Here is an 18,135-nt window from a genome sequence, read left to right on the forward strand (position 1 = left end):
CGTTTTAAAGTTTTCCCTAAATTCGTTGATACTTATCCCGCTAAACATATTGACGTATTTAGCTTAAACATACTAAATAAATTATTGAAAATCAATAGCTTAACTGTAAAATTACTTTGCGAACTAAATACATAATCCTAATCCTTTTTTTTAGGTTCTCGTCCTATTGCTACCTTTGCCGTTATGGCCGGCATTTACATCCACATCCCGTTTTGCAAGCAGGCCTGCCATTATTGCGATTTCCATTTCAGTACTTCTTTCGGGCATAAAAAAGAGTTGTTGCAAGCTTTGCGGCAGGAAATTTATCTGCAAAAAGGTTATCTCGAAAACGAAACCGTTGAAACGGTTTATTTTGGCGGAGGAACACCGTCTGTTTTAGAAACTTCGGAAATCAATGCTTTGCTGGAAACGGTTTTCACTAATTTTTCAGTAAAAGCAGATGCCGAAATCACGCTGGAAGCAAACCCGGATGACCTGAACCCGCAGAAAATCCTTAGCCTGAAACAAACACCCATTAACCGTTTTAGCATTGGCGTGCAGTCTTTTTTTGACGAAGATTTGGTTTGGATGAACCGCGCCCATCGCGGCAATGAAGCTTTTTATGCCATAAAAGAAGCACAGGATGCCGGTTTTCATAACATCACCATGGATTTGATTTATGGCTACCCGTTGCTGACGGACGAAAAATGGCAGTATAACCTGCAAAAGTTTTTTGAACTGCAAATCCCGCACCTTTCCGCTTATTCCATGACGGTTGAACCACGGACCGCGCTTGCTTCTTTTATCAGCAAAAAAAAGCAGCCCGAAATGAACGACGACCAAAGCGCGGCGCAGTTTGAATTTTTGATGCAGGAAGCCGAAAAACATGGTTTTGAACATTACGAAATCTCTAATTTCAGTTTGCCCGGCCACCATTCGCGCCATAATTCCAACTATTGGGAAGGCGTAAAATATTTGGGCATTGGCCCTTCGGCACATTCTTTTAATGGCAAAACACGGCAATGGAACGTGGCCAGCAACCAGCAATATTTAGCGGCAATCCGTCAAAATAATATTCCTTTTACTTTAGAGAATTTATCGCAGGAAGACCGGCTGAACGAATACATAATGACGGCTTTGCGCACCAGCAAAGGTTTAAATTTAATCAAAGCTGATGGAATAATTGCCGGTGCATCAACCCAAATCCTGATGGCGGCAAACCCGTTTTTAGAAAAAAACTGGCTTGCAAAAACCGGTCAAAACTTAACCTTAACCCTTGCCGGGAAATTGTATGCGGATTATATCGCCGCACAATTGTTTATTTTCCCTTGACCAAAATCATGGCCTGAGTAATCTTTAAATGCTTCTTTTACCACCTAAAAATTAGTGTCTTTTTTGTAGTTTTTTTGCCTGAAAAATATCCGGGCACACCAAATTTATAGGCATAAAAGAAGCATTGTAAATTTTTATGACAGAAATTTAAACAGGCTCTTATTTGCCATGCTTCTTTTACCACCTAAAAATCATTGTCTTTTTGTGGTTTTTTTGAAACCTGTCCGCCAGGTATTTTTTGTCAGCACATTTTCAAAAAACAGCGTGCGCATCTAAAAAAAGCGGTTTTGTACAATCTTTGTTGTGTTAAATTAAAGTTAATAAAATGGGCTTTAACCTTTCACAAATAGACAAAGTAGATCATATCTCAAAAGAAGATTTTGTAAATAATTACCTTGTTCCACGCAAACCATTGGTCATCAAAAAAGCTACCGAAACTTGGCCGGCTTTGCATAAATGGACTTTTGAGTACCTAAAAGAAGCAGTGGGCGATAAAGTCGTCCCGCTTTATGATAGTTCAAAAGCCGATCCAACCAAACCCATTAACGCTTCGGCTGCCGAAATGAAGTTTGCGGATTACATTGACCTCATCCAAACCAAACCAACCGATTTGCGGATATTTTTATTTGACCCGATAAAAGAAGCACCAAAACTGCTGGACGATTATCGTTCGCCGACAGATTTGATGGGCGGTTTTTTGGATAAATACCCGAACATGTTTTTTGGCGGAAAAGGCTCGGTTACGTTTTTGCATTACGATATTGATCTGGCGCACATTTTCCACACGCATTTTAACGGCCGCAAGCACGTGGTTTTGTTTGATTATAAATGGAAAGAACGCCTATACGGACTGCCCTTTGCCACCTATTCTTTGGAAGATTACGACATTGAACATCCTGATTTTGAAAAGTTTCCGGCTTTAGACGGGATTGAAGGACAGGAAACCATTTTGGAGCACGGCGAAACCTTGTTTATGCCAACCGGCTACTGGCATTGGATGAAATATCTGGACGGTTCTTTCTCGATTTCGCTTCGTGCCTGGGACAAATCCTGGGTCATCAAAGCCAAAAGTTTGTACAATTTAACCGTCCAGCGCAAGTTTGATAATTTGATGAAAGCGCGTTTAAAAAACAAATACATGGACTGGAAAGAGCAGGTTGCCATAAAAAGGGCAGAAAAAGCATTAGTTGAAAATTTGCCCCGGTAAAACATGGTTTTGTAACAATTTCCTTCAAAATTAATTATACATACTTCTTTTACCGGGTTAAAGTTATTGTTAAGTTTACCAACATTTAGCAGTTACTTAACCTGAAACCATGAGCTTTATCCTGAAACCGGTTGATACGGTTGATACGATTGATCCGATTACTTTTCAAAAAGAATACCTTGCCAAACGCAAACCGTTGGTAATAAAAGGCTTAACTAAAAACTGGCCTGCGCGGGAAAAGTGGACACCGGAATATATGAAAACTGCCGTTGGCGATAAAACGGTTCCGCTTTATGATAATTCTAAAGCCGATCCTTCCAAACCCATCAACGCCGCTGCAGCCGAAATGAAGTTTGCAGATTATATTGATTTGATTAAGTCGCAACCAACCGAACTGCGCATTTTCTTCTTCAACATTTTTAAACAGGCGCCGCAATTGTTAAACGACATTGTGCTGCCGAAAGATTTAATGGGCGGGTTTTTGGAAAGTATGCCGGCCATGTTTTTTGGCGGCTCAAATTCGGTTACGTTTTTACATTATGATATTGATTTGCCGCACATTTTCCATACGCATTTTGGCGGACGAAAACATGTGATTTTGTTTGAAAACAAATGGAAACGCCGTTTATACTGCATTCCGAATGCCACTTATGCTTTGGAGGATTATGATGTTGCCAACCCGGACTTCAACAAATTTCCGGCGTTAAAAGGCGTAGAAGGCCAGGAAGTTTTTCTGGAACACGGCGATACTTTATTTATGCCCACCGGTTACTGGCATTGGATGAAATATCTGGACGGCTCCTACTCGTTAAGTTTGCGCGCATGGGATGCTTCTATCAGCCGGAAAGTGGCCAGTTTGTGCAACTTGGCCATTAAAGGCGGCGTGGACAGCGTATTAAAAATGGCTTTAAAAGCGCCTTATGCTAAGTTTCGGGAAGAACTGGCGGTAAAATGGGCGGAGAAAGCATTGGCGGCGGGAAGCCCAAGGTAGTCATGCCGAACTTGTTTCGGCATCCCATTATAAAGGTTTGTAATAGCAAGTGGGATCCTGAAACAAGTTCAGGATGACAGTTTTGATTTCAGCAAACCTTTGTTTACATGTATTTAACGTTCTTTTTGCTTGAACAAAAAGAACCAAAAATTTAAGGCAAACCCGATCCCTCCGGGCGTTTTGTCGGGCCTTTACGCGCCTGGGCGATGACCTGCCGCTTTGGAATATCCAATGGTTATCTTTCGCGGTTAAAGGACGTTTTTTCAGATGCTTCTTTTATCGGCATAAATTAGTTGTCATCTTTTTTAGATGTATTTAACGTTCTTTTTGCTTGAACAAAAAGAACCAAAAATTCAAGACAAACCCGATCCCTCCGGGCGTTTTGTCGGGCCTTTACGCGCTGTTACTAATGCTTCTTTTATCGGTATAAATTAGGTGGATTGAAAAAGAAAGTTTTTGTTTTTCAATCGTTGTCAGGGTCGTATGCAAGGTATGCGCCCAGGAGCGTGGGGAGGAATGCCGCCCGGAGGCGATCCGGCATTCTTGATTTTTTGGTTCTTTTTTATCAAGAAAAAAGAACGCACAAGAAGAAAACTTTTACCGATGCTTCCCCACCCCAACCTGCTCACAATATTCCAAAACCGGGCAAGTTGAACAATGCGGCAAAACACCAGTACAAATATGTTTGCCAAACGGCATCAGCAAACGGTTCACGTCAATCCATTTTTCCTGCGGGATATTTTTTTGCAGGAAAACCATCGTTTGTTCCGGTTGTGCGGTTTGCGTAATTCCCCAACGGTTAACCACACGATGCACATGAATGTCTACACTAATTGCCGACAACTTTGCGGCAACGCCTAAAGCTAAATTCGCGCATTTTGGCCCTACGCCTTTTAGGGCAATTAAATCATCAAAGTTGGCTGGCAATTCGCCGTTGTATTTTTCGACTACAATTTTTGCAATGCCCAGCATCGTTTCAGCTTTTTGTCCGGGGAAACTGCTGCCATACAACAATTGAGCTAATTTTTCTGCCGATAAAAGAAGCATGGCTTGCGGCGTACGTGCCTGGTCAAACAAACGCAGCGAAACCGGAATTGTCGTCTCATCCATCGTACGCACAGAAATAATACAAGAAACCAGTTGCTCAAACAAAGAAGTATAACCACGTTCGTACAACTCAAACATCGCTGCTTTTGGATATTTGGCGATGGCTTGTTCGATGCGGGTTAATACGGTTTCGAGGTTGAAAGGAAGTTTCATTAGGATTAAAAAAACAGGAATTTGTTAAATTTTTCTGTTGATTGATATGATTAGCCGTAATTCATCTTCGAGTTATTAGTCAAATTATTACAGTTTTCCAAACATCTCGACAATAATAAAATTGAAACAAGACTTTTGCAAAAAATAAAAACCTGCCATTTCTGACAGGTTTTTAGTTCTTAAACTTGGTTACGTTATCCGAGGATAAGAGGCTTTACCAAGCATCACACCACAAATTTAATTACATTTGTTGAACGAACAAAATAAATAATGGAATTTCTAAACTTTAAACAATATTTTTCAGCATCAAGAGTAAACAGATACCTTACTGCAGCAGGGAACTCAACAGAAAAAGCGGTTGAATTGTATAAGGCAAACCTTAAAGTATCTCAATCTTTTCACCCGCTTCTTGGTATCCTTGAAGTGGTTTTACGAAACCGATTAAACGACATTTTGACCTCTTATTTCGCTGATCCAGATTGGATCACAAATCAAAAGACAGGATTTATGTCCGACCCATCATTGTCAAGTTATACTCACAAGCGAACAGGACAAACAAAAAGGAATGATTTTTTAAAAGTCGTAATAAAGAGAGCTGAAAAAAGACTTCAAAAGACAGGAACCCCAATTACAAGTGGCAAAATAATAGCAGAACAGACGTTTGGATTTTGGACTGGTTTGTTTGAAGTCCATCATTACCGGCTTTTAAAAGGCAAACCAATCCAAATATTTCAAACACTACCATCGGGATTTGGCAGAAAGGAAGTTAATGATGAATTAGGTAAAATAAGGAGATTTAGAAACCGGATTAACCATAATGAACCAATTTGCTTTAATGGTAACGCTGTAGATTTTACAGAAACATTAGCGGTTTATCATTCAATAACTAATTTACTCGGTTGGATAGACCAAGATATTGTCGAATTTTTATTCGAACTTGATGAGGTTGAAGAAACAATTGATAAAGCTAAATCAATATAGAAGCCATTTTCTCTTCTCAACTCGAATGGTCCGCCACAATCTTCCATTCCCCTCGAATCCTTTTCAGCCACAACGTAAAAAACCCTTCCGGTTCATCCGCTTCGCGTTTCAAATGCCAGGCACCAAGCACAAAAGCGTTTTTTAGGTCTAAAACATTTACTTGCAGTATTTTAAAAGTGAGCGTTCCCATGGCGCTATCGTCCGGGTAATTTTTTTTATAGTTTTCGAGCGTGGTTTTCCAGCCGTATTTCGGACCGGTTTTGCCCACAAAAAGCAACGAGTCCGATTTCCAGTAACCTTGCATGTAGCCGTCCAGGTCGCCGCGGTTCCAGGCCAAACGCTGTTTTTCCAGTAAATTTAAAATCGCCCTTTGGTCCTGCGCCCAACAAAAGCACGATAAAAGAAGCATCAGATGTAATAAAATCAACTTTTTCATTGGTTAAAAATAGCATTTAATCGGTTAAGCTTTAGCTTTACGTTTTAACTTTTATTGAGATGGAAAAACAGGTTTTATGTTTCGGCGAAGTTTTGTGGGACGGTTTTGGGGCCGAGAAAAAAGCAGGCGGCGCACCGATGAATGTGGCCATGCACCTTTTACAGCAACAAATTCCGGTGCAGATGATTACACGGATTGGAGAAGATAAATTGGGCGATGAACTTTTCGCTTATCTGGAAACACAAAAATTTCCCACGCAATTGGTACAGCGCGACCCGAAATTGCCAACCTGTTTGGTTACCGTCTATTTGGACGAAAACGGGCATGCCAAATACACCATTCCGCAGCCGGTTTCCTGGGACAATATCCAGCCTGAAAAAATAGGGGTAAAAGAAGCATTTCCTTTTGATGTAATTGTTTACGGAAGTTTGGCCTGCCGCACGCCAACAAGCTTGGATACGCTGCTGCTATTGCTTAAAAACCACGTTTTCAAGGTTTTTGATGTCAATCTGCGGCCGCCGCATTACAACTTAAACGTGATCGAAACTTTGGCGCAAAACGCCGATGTGGTAAAAATGAACGACGAGGAAATACTTCTTTTATCGCCCCAAAATGAGCAACATAATTCGCTGGAAGATAAAATGAAAGAGTTTGGCCGCCGTTACCACGTAAAAACGGTTTGTGTAACGCTTGGCGGAAACGGCTGCATCGTTTTGCACCACAACCGGTTTTACCGGCATCCGGGTTTTAAAGTTGATGTGGTGGATACGGTTGGCGCAGGCGATTCTTTCCTGGCTACGTTTATTGCCGGATTGTTAAACGATTTGCCGATGGAAGAAATCCTGGTTAACGCTTCGGCAATCGGTGCTTTTGTGGCTGGCAGTTACGGCGCAAACCCGGTTTACAATTTTGAAAAAATAAATGCCCTAAAACAGCAGAAATAGTTGGTTTTAAGCGTTAAATGCATAAATAACGGTATGCTGCTACAAAAGCAGCCTGTCATTTTGCTGACAGTTTTTTTGCTGGCTTAGGTTTCCATCAAACTAATGCTTCATTTTGTCCGTTGTTAAATAGAAAGGTTTAAAATGCGCGGTTTCGCTTTCTCAAAATATATCCCTCAGCAAATCCCCAAAGGTGGGTTTGATGATTTAATGAAATTGTTTCTCGAACTCCTCAATTACACGGCCGGTGATGCAGGTGAAGCATTGGCTTGGATGAACGAGCTGGACAAACAATACAACATGACCAGCGATGAGTATGGCATGGGCAACTTTATTGATGACCTGAAACAAAAAGGTTACCTCGACGAAGACAAAGAAAAAGGTGAGTTCAAGATCACCGGAAAAACAGAACAAAGCATTCGCCAATCGGCTTTGGAAGAAATTTTTGGCAAGCTGAAAAAATCCGGCAAAGGCAACCACCGTTCGCCGCTTTCCGGTCAGGGCGATGAAAAAAATTCCGAACGCCGCGAGTATGAGTTTGGCGACAGTTTGGATCAGATTGATATGACGCAATCTATCCACAACGCGCAGGTCAATCATGGAATCGGCGATTTTAGGATGACGGAAAAAGATTTGGAAGTAGAAGAAATGGACTTTAAAGTGCTGACTTCTACCGTTTTAATGATTGACATTTCGCATTCCATGATTTTGTATGGAGAAGACCGGATCACGCCAGCCAAAAAAGTGGCGATGGCTTTGGCGGAACTCATTCGTACAAAATATCCGAAAGACACGCTGGATATTGTGGTTTTCGGGAATGATGCCTGGCCAATTACCTTGCAGGATTTGCCTTATTTGCAGGTCGGCCCTTACCACACCAACACTTACGCCGGTTTGGAATTGGCTACGGATTTGCTTCGCCGGAGGAAAACCCAAAACAAACAGATTTTTATGATTACCGACGGCAAGCCAACCTGCCTGAAAGAAGGATTAAAGTACTATAAAAACAGTGTTGGCCTGGACCGGAAAGTGGTGAACAAAACGCTGAACATGGCCGCGCAATGCAAACGCTTAAAAATCCCGATCACCACGTTTATGATTGCCAAAGATCCTTATTTACAACAGTTTGTGCGTAAGTTTACTGAAACCAATGGCGGAAAAGCTTTTTACAGTTCGCTGAACGGTTTGGGCGAATATATTTTTGAAGATTACATCCGGAACAGAAGAAGGACGGTGAGGTAGTCGGGAAGACCGGAAGTCAGAAAAGTCCGAAAGATGGAAAAGACCGGAAGTCCGAAAGACAGAGCAGCAATGCTTCTTTTATCAGCATAAAATTAATAATCAATTCAAACAGTTTCGAATGTTAAACTTTCCCACTTTCGGACTAAAATATCAAACTATTTAAATCCGGACTTTCGGACTTTTCCGACTTCCTCCGGAATCAAAAAAACTATGAACAACATCACCACGCTTAGAGAATTAAAACAAAGCGGATATAAATCCAGATCAGTTAAAGAAGAACTTCGGGAAAACCTGATCAAACAGTTGCAGCAAAAAGAAAACGGTTTTGAAGGGATTATCGGTTTTGAAGATACCGTAATGCCCGATTTGCAAACCGCTATTTTATCGCGCCACAACATTTTGCTGTTGGGTTTACGCGGACAAGCCAAAACCCGGATTGCCCGCTTAATGGTCAATTTACTGGACGAGTTTGTGCCATACATTGCCGGTTCTGAATTATTTGACGATCCGTTGGAGCCGATTTCCTGGTTTGCCAGAAATGAAATTGAAACCAAAGGCGACGACACGCAAATTGCCTGGCTGCACCGTTCCGAACGTTACACCGAAAAGCTGGCTACGCCCGATGTTACCGTTGCTGATTTGATTGGCGATGTTGACCCAATTAAGGCAGCAACCATGAAACTGACGTATTCTGACGAACGCGTGATCCATTTCGGTTTGATCCCGCGTGCACACCGCGGCATTTTTGTAATCAATGAATTACCCGATTTGCAAGCGCGTATTCAGGTTGCGCTGTTTAACATTTTGCAGGAAAAAGACATCCAAATCCGTGGTTTTAAACTGCGTTTGCCTTTGGATATCCAGTTTGTTTTTACCGCAAACCCCGAAGATTATACCAACCGCGGTTCCATCGTTACGCCGTTGAAAGACCGGATCGAAAGCCAAATTTTAACGCATTATCCACGCACCGTAGAAATTTCCCGCCAGATTACCCAACAGGAAGCGTCGTTATCCAAAGAACAAAAAGCAACGGTTGAAGCGAACGATTTGGTAAAAGATTTGGTAGAACAGATTGCTTTTGAAGCGCGAAATTCAGAATACATTGATAAAAAATCCGGCGTTTCTGCCCGTTTAACCATTTCGGCTTATGAAAATCTGATCAGTAATGCGGAAAGAAGAATGCTCATCAACCGCGAGAAAAACACGTTCGTCCGTATTTCTGATTTTCTCGGCGTAATTCCAGCCATCACCGGAAAAATTGAATTGGTTTACGAAGGCGAATTGGAAGGACCGGCAAAAGTGGCCAACATTTTGGTTGGAAAAGCAATCAAAACTTTGTTGCTGAACTACTTCCCGGAACCGGAAAAAGCCAAGAAAAGCAAAAAACCAAACCCTTATCAGGAAATTATAACTTGGTTTAGCGCTGGAAACAATATTGCTATTATTGATGACCTGCCAAATCAGGAATATAAAAAACTGCTGCTTTCTGTTCCCGGATTGAAGGATTTGGTGAAGAAAAACCATCCTTCACTTTCCGAAAACAACCAACTGTTGTTGATGGAATTTGTGCTGCACGGTTTGGCCGAGTTTTCGCAGGTAAATAAAGGTTATTTGGATAACGGTTATTCGTTTTCGGATATGTTTGACAGCTTGTTCAACATGAAAAAAGACGACGACCTGGACTTTGACGACCGTTATTAGCATGCTTCTTTTACCGGCATATTTTCATCCATGACTAACCCATTTCTCTTAATCGGCGTTTGCATCTTACTGTTGCTCGCCGATTTTTATATTATCAGTGGCATCCGCGGCGCGCTCAAAAAGTTCAGTTTTCGCTTTGTAAAAAGGTTTACCATTATTTTTTGGACAGTTTCGCTGCTGCTTATCGTCGGCGTTTTTGTATCCGTTTATTTCAATATCGGCGTCGGTCCGCGAGCCGCCATTTTGCTCGTATTTTTCATTTTGCTGATTGCCAAAGTCTTTTTGCTACCGTTTATTTTGGTGGACGATGTACGCCGGATTTTTCTGTGGATCGCCCGAAAATATAAAAAACCGGAACCGGAATTTCCCGCAAGTCAGCCCAAACCAGACCACATTCCGCGTTCAGAATTTTTGATGAAAGCCGGTTTGATTACGGCTTCCCTCCCGCTGGCTTCACTTTCTTACGGCATCATTTCAGGCGCTTATGATTATCGCGTTCGCCGCCAAACCATTTATCTGCCTAACCTGCCCAAAGCTTTTGATGGCATTAAATTAGGTCAGATTTCAGACATTCACTCCGGTAGTTTTTACAATAAAAAAGCGGTTTCGGGCGGTGTGGATATGCTATTGAAAGAAAAGCCTGATTTCATCTTTTTTACCGGCGATTTGGTAAACAACCGAACGATCGAAGTAAAAAATTACGTGGATATTTTTTCGCGCGTAAAAGCGCCTTTGGGCGTGTTTTCTGTTTTGGGGAACCACGATTACGGCGATTATTACACTTGGGATTCCGTCCAGGCCAAACAGCAAAACCTGAAAGACATTTTGACCGTGCACAAAAATATGGGCTACGATTTGTTGATGGACGAGAACCGCAGGCTGAAAGTTGACGGCGAGGAAATCGGCATTCTCGGCGTCCAAAACTGGGGCGCGTTAAGCCGTTTCCCAAAATATGGCCGGATGGATTTGGCCACCAAGAATACGGACGATCTGCCGGTGAAGCTTCTTTTATCGCACGACCCTTCGCATTGGCGGGCGCAGGTTTTGCCGCAATATCCTCAGATTGATATGATGTTTTCCGGCCATACCCACGGGATGCAGTTTGGCGTTCGGCTGCCGCATTTTCAATGGAGCCCGGTGCAATACATTTACAAAGAATGGGCCGGCCATTATCAAGAAAACAACCAGCAATTGTATGTGAATGTGGGTTACGGATTTCTGGGTTATCCCGGTAGGGTTGGTATTTTGCCCGAAATTACCCTGTTTGAATTTAAATCCGGCACAAATCCAAATCCGGTAAAGAATTCTTAATCAATAAGCAGCATATTTGGTTTTCTATTTTGAATGCGGAAAGTATTGTATGCTGCTTTTGATTTTCTGTTGTTTGGCAACCTGTTTATGGCTTTGTGCACCGTGGCACAAGCTTTGGTTACTTTTATTTTGATTGATGCAAAACCAGTTTTTCCAGTGTTGGCGATCTTGTTTTGCTCCACGCTTTTCACTTACAACTTCAGCATCTTAATTACCAAACCTAAATATCCCGAACTTTCCCCTTTTAAGCGTGTCCGCTGGTTTTTTGCGCGGTATAAACTGATGGTTGCCATCACGGTCATTTCGGCGATGCTTCTTTTGCCCCTGTTTTTTTGGGTTTCTGCCCCATCAAAAATACTATTGGTTTTACTTTCCGTTTTGTCAATCGGTTACGGCATGCCCTTGTTTTCCGTTGGGAAGCAAAGATTTGGCCTGCGCAATATTCCCGGCTTAAAACTGCTGCTGATCGGCTCGACTTGGGCATTAAGCGTGGTGCTTTTGCCCGTTTTTGAAGCACAAAACCTACAACACCTTACATTTTCAAAAACCGAAATATTGGTTTTAACGGCCAAGAGATTTTTATTCATCACGGCAATGGCCATTCCATTTGATATCCGCGATTTATTTCAAGACCGAAACGTGGGCTTAAAAACCATTCCCGTTGTTTTTGGGGAGAAAAACGCTTATTTGCTTTGCCAGGTTTTGCTGGCCGGTTATCTGTTCCTGTTGTTCTTTTTTAGGGAACCTGGTTTTAACAGCAACTTTTTTGCACTTGCCATTACCATCGTATTGGCCAGTTGGCTCATCTTTCGTTCCAATTTTATAAAAAACGAGTATTATTATTTCTTTTTTGTAGACGGGATTTTGATTTTACAGTACGTGTTGATGTTGGTGTTTAAATTTTTACAGGAAATGTTTTAACTAAAGTTTTAAAAACCATGTATTTATGATCGGTTATTGATACAGCCAATCAAAACATTTAATAAAAAGCTTCACACCGAAATTGATTTTAAAGCCTGTTTAAATTTCAACCCAAAAAAAGCGGATGCTTCTTTTACCACATAAAAATTGGTGTGTTTATCAATTTAACCAAACCAAATGTTTACCAATTTTTATAGGGTAAAAGAAGCATGAGGTTCTTATTTTAAGTCAAAAAAAATCGGGCAAACTTGAGTTGTTTCAAATTTGCCCGATTAGGTAGCGGGAGCAGGACTCGAACCTACGACCTTCGGGTTATGAGCCCGACGAGCTACCAACTGCTCCATCCCGCACTGTTTTTGTTTTCACTTCGGACATAAACCCCGGAAGCCTTTTCAGTGTTTCAATTTGGTTATTGTTTCCCTGAATTGGACTGCAAAGATATAATTCGTTTCTTTGCAGTCCAAATATATTTTTAATTATTTTTTAATGAGTCATCAGGCAGGTTTTGTAAGCATCATCGGTAAACCTAACGCAGGGAAATCAACCTTGATGAATGCGCTGGTTGGCGAAAAAATGTCAATCATCACATCTAAAGCACAAACTACACGTCATCGTATTTTGGGAATTGTGAACGCCGAAAATTACCAGATTGTATTTTCGGATACGCCGGGCATCATCAAACCGCATTATGCGTTGCAGGAAAGCATGATGCACCAGGTAGAAGGTTCGATTGTGGATGCGGATTTGATTTTGCTGATGACGGACATTAACGAGCAGCACGACGAGCAGGACGTTTTAGAAAAGCTGGAAGGTTCGCAGGCACCGTTGATCGTTTTGATTAACAAGATTGACGAATCGGACGAAGCAACCGTGATGCAAAAAATTGCTTACTGGCAGGAAAAACTTCACCCAAAAGCAGTTTACGCCATTTCTGCTTTGCACATGCAGGACATTGCTTCTTTTATCGGTACAATTTTGGCGTACATGCCGGAGCATCCGCCGTATTATGAAAAAGATTTTTTAACCGATCGCAACGACCGCTTTTTTGCTTCGGAAATCATTCGCGAAAAAATATTTAAAAGTTATAAAAAAGAAATCCCGTACAGCACCGAGGTGATTATTACGGCTTTTAAGGAAGATGAAAAAATATACCGCATCAGTTCAGAAATTATTGTGGAACGCGATTCGCAAAAAAATATCCTGATCGGCCCGGGCGGCGCGATGCTGAAAAAAATTGGCACCTACGCCCGAAAAGACATGGAAGAGTTTTTTCAGCATAAAGTTTTCCTGGAAATGTTTGTGAAAGTAATTCCCGACTGGCGCAGTAAAAAAAATTACCTGAAACAGTTTGGGTACGAAGAATAAATAAGTAGCAAGTATCAGGTATTTAGTATCAAGATTTTGAATATCTGGTTACTTGATACTTGATACTTAAATCTTGATACTAAAGAAAAAATGAGCAACATAGTAGCCATAGTTGGCCGCCCCAACGTAGGCAAATCCACTTTATATAACCGGTTGACCGAAAGCCGCAAAGCCATTGTGGATGATTACAGCGGTGTAACCCGCGACCGCCATTACGGCCATGCCGAATGGATCAACCGCACTTTTACCGTGATTGATACCGGCGGTTACGTGGCCAATTCGGAAGATGTTTTTGAGGCCGCCATCCGTGAACAAGTCGTGATTGCCATAGAAGAAGCAACCGTAATTTTGTTTATGGTGGATGTAACTACGGGCATCACCGATCTGGACGACGAAATTGCAGCTTTGCTCCGCAGAAGCAAAAAACCGGTACATGTGGTTGTCAATAAGGTTGATAATGCTGCCAGGCACAATGAAACCAGCGTTTTTTACAGTTTGGGCTTAGGTGAGATTTTCCCGATTTCGTCCATGACCGGTTCCGGGACGGGAGAACTGCTGGACGAAGTGGTGAAAGGTTTTGATGACGAGGAAGTCGAAGAAAACGGCTTGCCAAAATTTGCCATTGTTGGCCGTCCGAATGTTGGTAAATCATCTATGATCAATGCTTTAATTGGTCAGGATCGGAATATTGTTACGCCGATTGCCGGCACCACGCGCGATTCCATCCACATTCATTACAATCAATTTGGTCATAATTTTAACCTGATTGATACTGCTGGACTTCGTAAAAAAACCAAAGTACACGAAAATATTGAGTTTTATTCGGTGATGCGGACGATCAAAGCTTTGGAAGAAGCAGATGTGGTTTTAATTATGATTGATGCAGTTGAAGGCATGGAAAGCCAGGATGTCAATATTTTTCACCTCGCCGAAAAAAACAAAAAAGGTGTGGTGATATTGGTAAACAAGTGGGATTTGATCGAAAAAAACAACAAAACCACTAAAGTTTTTGAAGAACAGATCAAGCAAAAACTGGCTCCGTTTACCGATGTTCCGATCGTTTTTACTTCGGTTACCGAGAAGCAGCGCATTTTTAAAGCGATAGAAGCAGCAACCAAAGTTTTTGAAAACCGGAAGAAAAAAATCCCGACTTCAAAACTAAACGACGTAATGTTGCCGTTGATCGAAGCTTTTCCGCCGCCATCGTTAAAAGGAAAATTCGTCAAAATAAAATATGTTACGCAAATTGTCGGCACCTCGCCGATGTTTGCGTTTTTCTGCAATTTGCCGCAATACATTAAGGAGCCTTACAAGCGTTTTATCGAGAACAAGCTGCGCGAAAATTTCGATTTTGAAGGCGTTCCGGTGCAGATATTTTTCAGGCAGAAGTAATTATGGATGCTTCTTTTATCGGCATAATTTTTTGTCATTTCGACCAAAGGGAGAAATCTTCTTCAAATTCAAAAGACTGCCGCTTTGATGAGGATTTCTCCCTTCGGTCGAAATGACAGCATTGGTTCTTATCGTTTAATTAATAAAGGTGCTTCGGTTCAGATATTTTTCAGGCAGAAGTAATTTGCGATGCTTCTTTTATCGGCATAAATTCTTTATTGCTTTTCATTGCCGTTGACTTAAGTCAACGGCAATGAAAAGCCAAATCTTCTCGAAAAAAACCAAAATTTAAATGCTTTAATATGCCTCTTCTTTTACTGATTTTTGCACGATAAAAGAAGCATCTCTAAAGCAGATTCTATGCTACTATTTTAAGGTCTTACCCTAAACATCTAAAGTTCCTTTTACAGTAAATCTATCAAATAATTCAATAAGCATTAAACCAAATGCAGCAAAGAAAACGACATTAGAAAACGTTTTAAGCAATAGCCATATTGAAGATAATAAATAAGGATTCACAAAGGCTATCCCTATAAAAAGGGCACTAAAACTTATTAGTATAATTGTAATTAACAGCAATGTATATTTTGCTGATTCTCTTCGATTCTCGCGTATTTCGATGGTTTGGGTTACTATCTTAGGTAAACTTATTTTTAAATCAAGCTCAGAATCTTCTTCAGATAACCCCTTAAATATTATCTCATATAAAAGTTCATCCTCGCTTGGGAATTGCGTTTTGCAGCCTGCTTCTATCAATCGTTGTATTTTCTCATCGTCTGCCTTATTCATATTGTGTTATTTTAAATGCTTTTCTAAATTATCTTTTAACAATTTTCTCGCTCTAAATAAATAATTTTTAACTGTTCCGGAAGGCATTCCAGTAATCTCTTCAATCTCCTGATATGAAAATTCATTTAAATGATACAAAGTCAATACAACTTTATATTGCAATGGAAGCTTATTAATTTCTGCATGTAAAAATTTATAATAGTCTTTTTTAGCTAATATATTTTCAGGGTTAACGTCTGTAGAATGCCTGTCTTCCAAATCAAGCAAATCATTTAATGGTTTGTTATTGTATTTTTTCAAATGCTTAATCGCAGTTCCATAAGCAATTTGAGCAATCCAGGTAGAAAGTTTTGATTGAAATTTAAAGGATGCTAAATTCTTATAAACTTTTAAAAACACTTCCTGGCAAATGTCTTCCCTATCTTCCAAACGTTGAACAATTCTGCCAATCATGTGAACTACAAGTTTCTCGTGTTGATTTACCAATAAGCTAAATGCGGAAAGTTCTCCATTCAGTATACGAGAAATTAATTCCTTGTCATCATACATGTGCCCATATTAGACCGCTTATTAAAAATAATGTTGCAAATTAAATTCTGGCTGCAACATTTTATAGGCTACTTGGGTCAGATAGTAAAATTAATATTGAAATCATGGATAGTAATACTACTGTTGCAATAATGTTTGTATCAGTTTCATCAGCAGTCGCAGGCGTGGTTATAGCTATTTTAACTTACAGATTAAAAGTTAAAATAATCAAATCAGGTAAAATTGATGAAAACTCAATAAAGCTACTCAGTATTAACAGTACTGATAAACAGCTCTTTTTCTTAAAATGGGGGTTAATACTTCTAATGTGCGGGATTGGGTTAATGATATTACAATACCTGCCTTATCCTTCCAACTCTCCCTTCCCTTATGGTTTTGAAGCAGCTTTCTTAGCTTTAGGTTTTCTCTTATATTTTATAATAACCAAAAAAATTTACATTAACAATTAATAATTTATGAAAAGTTTCTTGCTTGCCTTTTTTGGTATCCTGTGTTATTATTGTTCACAAGCACAATTAGTTGAACTCAATGACGAAAAAATTGTGAATGTACATTCACAAATCCTTAATAGAGATCAAAAGATATTTATCCGATTGCCAAGAAACTATGATCAAACAAGTATAAAATATCCCGTTGTCTATCTTTTTGATGCTAATGATAAAACGCTCTTTAATTATGCTTCGTCGGTTATTGATAGATTAATGTGGACACATGATATACCTGATGTTATTTTAGTAGGCATAGCACAAAATGACCGGTCGAAAGAACTCGGTACTGAAAGAAACGAAGCGTATTCCGACAAATTTCGGACATTTATTAAAGATGAGTTACTCCCAAATATCGAAAAAAAATATAGGACAGCAGATTTTCGGGTTTTGATTGGTCATTCTTTAGGCGGCCAATTTGTAACTACGGCAATGATCACTTATCCAAAAACGTTTAAATCAGTCATAAGTATAAGTGCTGCATTAAACAATCCCCCTACAGATACTGCTTTTAAGGGTAAGACAATTTTGAAATTAGATAAGTTTTTACAAAGCAACCCCAATGATAAACTTTACTATTATTTTTCTGTGGGTGATAGTGGTTTTCAAGATGAACTTTTTCAAAAAGGAAATTTAAAAGTTGATAGCTTATTTAAAAAACATCCACAAAATACGGTAAAGTATAAGTTCAATTATTTAAAAGGCAGTAATCATGGCACTACCCCATTAATAAGTATTCCTGATGGCTTAATATTTATTTTTAATGATTGGCATTTTTCTGATAGTTTGGCAATGAGCGTTTTAGTAAATGGAAAAACAGACCCAATCGAAGCTATTGATAAACAATCTAAAAGGATAAGGGATAGTTATGGTGCAGATATATCAATACCTGTATTTATTTATTGGCAATTCGCTGATTACTATTTTGAAAAAGGGCAGTATGCAAAAGCTAAAATTGTATTACAAAAAAATATTGACTTAGACCCTAATAGCCATTATCCTTATGGAAAGATGGGGGAAATTTTTGATAAGACAAATAAGCCTTTGGAAGCTATAAAATATTATACATTGGCAATTACTAAATTTACAACTAACGATAATAAAGAAGATCAGGAAAAATATGAAAGTAGAATAAAAGCCCTTAAACAACAATTGAATAAATAGCAAAAAACACTTTTCCAAATACGCCGCTCCTATTCATTGTAAAGATTTTATCGCCTACTTAAAGCCTGTTTAAATTTAACAAGGAAAAA

The 18,135-nt window shown here is 39.9% G+C and carries 17 protein-coding genes and 1 tRNA gene; 13 read left to right on the forward strand and 5 right to left on the reverse strand.

The genetic code is table 11. From position 1 onward, the window contains the following. Positions 1-183 precede the first annotated feature (183 nt). From hemW to V5804_RS00015, 3 genes are all read left to right on the forward strand, one after another. On the forward strand, positions 184-1,311 hold the full coding sequence (gene hemW, locus V5804_RS00005; RefSeq protein WP_369589316.1) for a radical SAM family heme chaperone HemW: 1,128 nt from the start codon (positions 184-186) through the stop codon (positions 1,309-1,311). A 325-nt stretch (positions 1,312-1,636) separates the two neighbouring features. Further along, entirely contained in the window at positions 1,637-2,518 is an 882-nt protein-coding gene (locus V5804_RS00010) for a cupin-like domain-containing protein (RefSeq protein ID WP_369589317.1), read from the forward strand. A 109-nt stretch (positions 2,519-2,627) separates the two neighbouring features. Beyond that, positions 2,628-3,509 (forward strand): cupin-like domain-containing protein, encoded by an 882-nt coding sequence (locus V5804_RS00015; RefSeq protein WP_369589318.1) that lies wholly within the window; start codon positions 2,628-2,630, stop codon positions 3,507-3,509. Positions 3,510-4,106: 597 nt separating this feature from the next. Here V5804_RS00015 and nth read toward each other — a convergent pair. Then, complete coding sequence (gene nth / locus V5804_RS00020) at positions 4,107-4,769, reverse strand: endonuclease III (RefSeq protein ID WP_369589319.1); 663 nt, start codon at positions 4,767-4,769, stop codon at positions 4,107-4,109. A 270-nt stretch (positions 4,770-5,039) separates the two neighbouring features. Between nth and V5804_RS00025 the strand changes: the two genes are divergently transcribed. Next, entirely contained in the window at positions 5,040-5,750 is a 711-nt protein-coding gene (locus tag V5804_RS00025; protein WP_369589320.1) for an Abi family protein, read from the forward strand. A 16-nt stretch (positions 5,751-5,766) separates the two neighbouring features. On the opposite strand, the gene V5804_RS00030 is transcribed toward V5804_RS00025, so the two are convergent. Beyond that, positions 5,767-6,186, reverse strand: a complete 420-nt coding sequence (locus V5804_RS00030) for a DUF4440 domain-containing protein (RefSeq protein WP_369589321.1) — start codon at positions 6,184-6,186, stop codon at positions 5,767-5,769. 59 nt (positions 6,187-6,245) lie between these two features. Here V5804_RS00030 and V5804_RS00035 point away from each other — a divergent pair, with 59 nt between their 5' ends. The 5 genes from V5804_RS00035 (at position 6,246) to V5804_RS00055 (ending at position 12,302) form a co-directional block, all read left to right on the forward strand. Beyond that, the gene (locus V5804_RS00035; protein WP_369589322.1) at positions 6,246-7,130 is read left to right on the forward strand and encodes a carbohydrate kinase; all 885 of its coding nucleotides are present in this window, start codon (positions 6,246-6,248) and stop codon (positions 7,128-7,130) included. 141 nt (positions 7,131-7,271) lie between these two features. Then, on the forward strand, positions 7,272-8,369 hold the full coding sequence (locus V5804_RS00040) for a VWA domain-containing protein (protein ID WP_369589323.1): 1,098 nt from the start codon (positions 7,272-7,274) through the stop codon (positions 8,367-8,369). 210 nt (positions 8,370-8,579) lie between these two features. Beyond that, positions 8,580-10,070, forward strand: a complete 1,491-nt coding sequence (locus V5804_RS00045) for a sigma 54-interacting transcriptional regulator (protein ID WP_369589324.1) — start codon at positions 8,580-8,582, stop codon at positions 10,068-10,070. Positions 10,071-10,100: 30 nt separating this feature from the next. Continuing rightward, positions 10,101-11,381 (forward strand): metallophosphoesterase, encoded by a 1,281-nt coding sequence (locus V5804_RS00050; RefSeq protein WP_369589325.1) that lies wholly within the window; start codon positions 10,101-10,103, stop codon positions 11,379-11,381. A gap of 33 nt (positions 11,382-11,414) precedes the next feature. Beyond that, a complete protein-coding gene (locus V5804_RS00055; protein WP_369589326.1) occupies positions 11,415-12,302 on the forward strand; it encodes a UbiA family prenyltransferase in 888 nt (295 codons plus the stop codon). Positions 12,303-12,579: 277 nt separating this feature from the next. Here the strand turns inward: V5804_RS00055 and V5804_RS00060 are convergent. Next, positions 12,580-12,652: transfer RNA gene (locus V5804_RS00060), tRNA-Met, on the reverse strand. A gap of 136 nt (positions 12,653-12,788) precedes the next feature. Here V5804_RS00060 and era point away from each other — a divergent pair. Both era and der read left to right on the forward strand, forming a co-directional pair. After that, positions 12,789-13,667, forward strand: a complete 879-nt coding sequence (gene era, locus V5804_RS00065) for a GTPase Era (RefSeq protein WP_369589327.1) — start codon at positions 12,789-12,791, stop codon at positions 13,665-13,667. A 90-nt stretch (positions 13,668-13,757) separates the two neighbouring features. After that, positions 13,758-15,059, forward strand: coding sequence for a ribosome biogenesis GTPase Der (gene der / locus V5804_RS00070; RefSeq protein WP_369589328.1), 1,302 nt, complete (start codon positions 13,758-13,760; stop codon positions 15,057-15,059). Positions 15,060-15,443: 384 nt separating this feature from the next. Here der and V5804_RS00075 read toward each other — a convergent pair whose 3' ends face one another. Both V5804_RS00075 and V5804_RS00080 read right to left on the reverse strand, forming a co-directional pair. After that, a complete protein-coding gene (locus tag V5804_RS00075) occupies positions 15,444-15,848 on the reverse strand; it encodes a hypothetical protein (protein ID WP_369589329.1) in 405 nt (134 codons plus the stop codon). A 6-nt stretch (positions 15,849-15,854) separates the two neighbouring features. Beyond that, positions 15,855-16,397 (reverse strand): RNA polymerase sigma factor, encoded by a 543-nt coding sequence (locus tag V5804_RS00080; protein ID WP_369589330.1) that lies wholly within the window; start codon positions 16,395-16,397, stop codon positions 15,855-15,857. 104 nt (positions 16,398-16,501) lie between these two features. On the opposite strand from V5804_RS00080, the gene V5804_RS00085 reads away from it, so the two are divergent. After that, positions 16,502-16,846, forward strand: coding sequence for a hypothetical protein (locus V5804_RS00085; RefSeq protein WP_369589331.1), 345 nt, complete (start codon positions 16,502-16,504; stop codon positions 16,844-16,846). Positions 16,847-16,852: 6 nt separating this feature from the next. Beyond that, positions 16,853-18,046, forward strand: coding sequence for an alpha/beta fold hydrolase (locus V5804_RS00090; protein WP_369589332.1), 1,194 nt, complete (start codon positions 16,853-16,855; stop codon positions 18,044-18,046). Positions 18,047-18,135 lie beyond the last annotated feature (89 nt).

Source organism: Mucilaginibacter sp. (genome assembly GCF_041088075.1).
Classification (GTDB): Bacteria; Bacteroidota; Bacteroidia; order Sphingobacteriales; family Sphingobacteriaceae; genus Mucilaginibacter_A.

Bases quoted from the DNA above. Each gene is read 5' to 3' on its own strand.
- hemW (WP_369589316.1), top strand. From the start codon at position 184: ATGGCCGGCATTTACATCCACATCCCGTTTTGCAAGCAGGCCTGCCAT.
- V5804_RS00010 (WP_369589317.1), top strand. From the start codon at position 1,637: ATGGGCTTTAACCTTTCACAAATAGACAAAGTAGATCATATCTCAAAA.
- V5804_RS00015 (WP_369589318.1), top strand. From the start codon at position 2,628: ATGAGCTTTATCCTGAAACCGGTTGATACGGTTGATACGATTGATCCG.
- nth (WP_369589319.1), bottom strand. From the start codon at position 4,769: ATGAAACTTCCTTTCAACCTCGAAACCGTATTAACCCGCATCGAACAA.
- V5804_RS00025 (WP_369589320.1), top strand. From the start codon at position 5,040: ATGGAATTTCTAAACTTTAAACAATATTTTTCAGCATCAAGAGTAAAC.
- V5804_RS00030 (WP_369589321.1), bottom strand. From the start codon at position 6,186: ATGAAAAAGTTGATTTTATTACATCTGATGCTTCTTTTATCGTGCTTT.
- V5804_RS00035 (WP_369589322.1), top strand. From the start codon at position 6,246: ATGGAAAAACAGGTTTTATGTTTCGGCGAAGTTTTGTGGGACGGTTTT.
- V5804_RS00040 (WP_369589323.1), top strand. From the start codon at position 7,272: ATGCGCGGTTTCGCTTTCTCAAAATATATCCCTCAGCAAATCCCCAAA.
- V5804_RS00045 (WP_369589324.1), top strand. From the start codon at position 8,580: ATGAACAACATCACCACGCTTAGAGAATTAAAACAAAGCGGATATAAA.
- V5804_RS00050 (WP_369589325.1), top strand. From the start codon at position 10,101: ATGACTAACCCATTTCTCTTAATCGGCGTTTGCATCTTACTGTTGCTC.
- V5804_RS00055 (WP_369589326.1), top strand. From the start codon at position 11,415: ATGCGGAAAGTATTGTATGCTGCTTTTGATTTTCTGTTGTTTGGCAAC.
- era (WP_369589327.1), top strand. From the start codon at position 12,789: ATGAGTCATCAGGCAGGTTTTGTAAGCATCATCGGTAAACCTAACGCA.
- der (WP_369589328.1), top strand. From the start codon at position 13,758: ATGAGCAACATAGTAGCCATAGTTGGCCGCCCCAACGTAGGCAAATCC.
- V5804_RS00075 (WP_369589329.1), bottom strand. From the start codon at position 15,848: ATGAATAAGGCAGACGATGAGAAAATACAACGATTGATAGAAGCAGGC.
- V5804_RS00080 (WP_369589330.1), bottom strand. From the start codon at position 16,397: ATGTATGATGACAAGGAATTAATTTCTCGTATACTGAATGGAGAACTT.
- V5804_RS00085 (WP_369589331.1), top strand. From the start codon at position 16,502: ATGGATAGTAATACTACTGTTGCAATAATGTTTGTATCAGTTTCATCA.
- V5804_RS00090 (WP_369589332.1), top strand. From the start codon at position 16,853: ATGAAAAGTTTCTTGCTTGCCTTTTTTGGTATCCTGTGTTATTATTGT.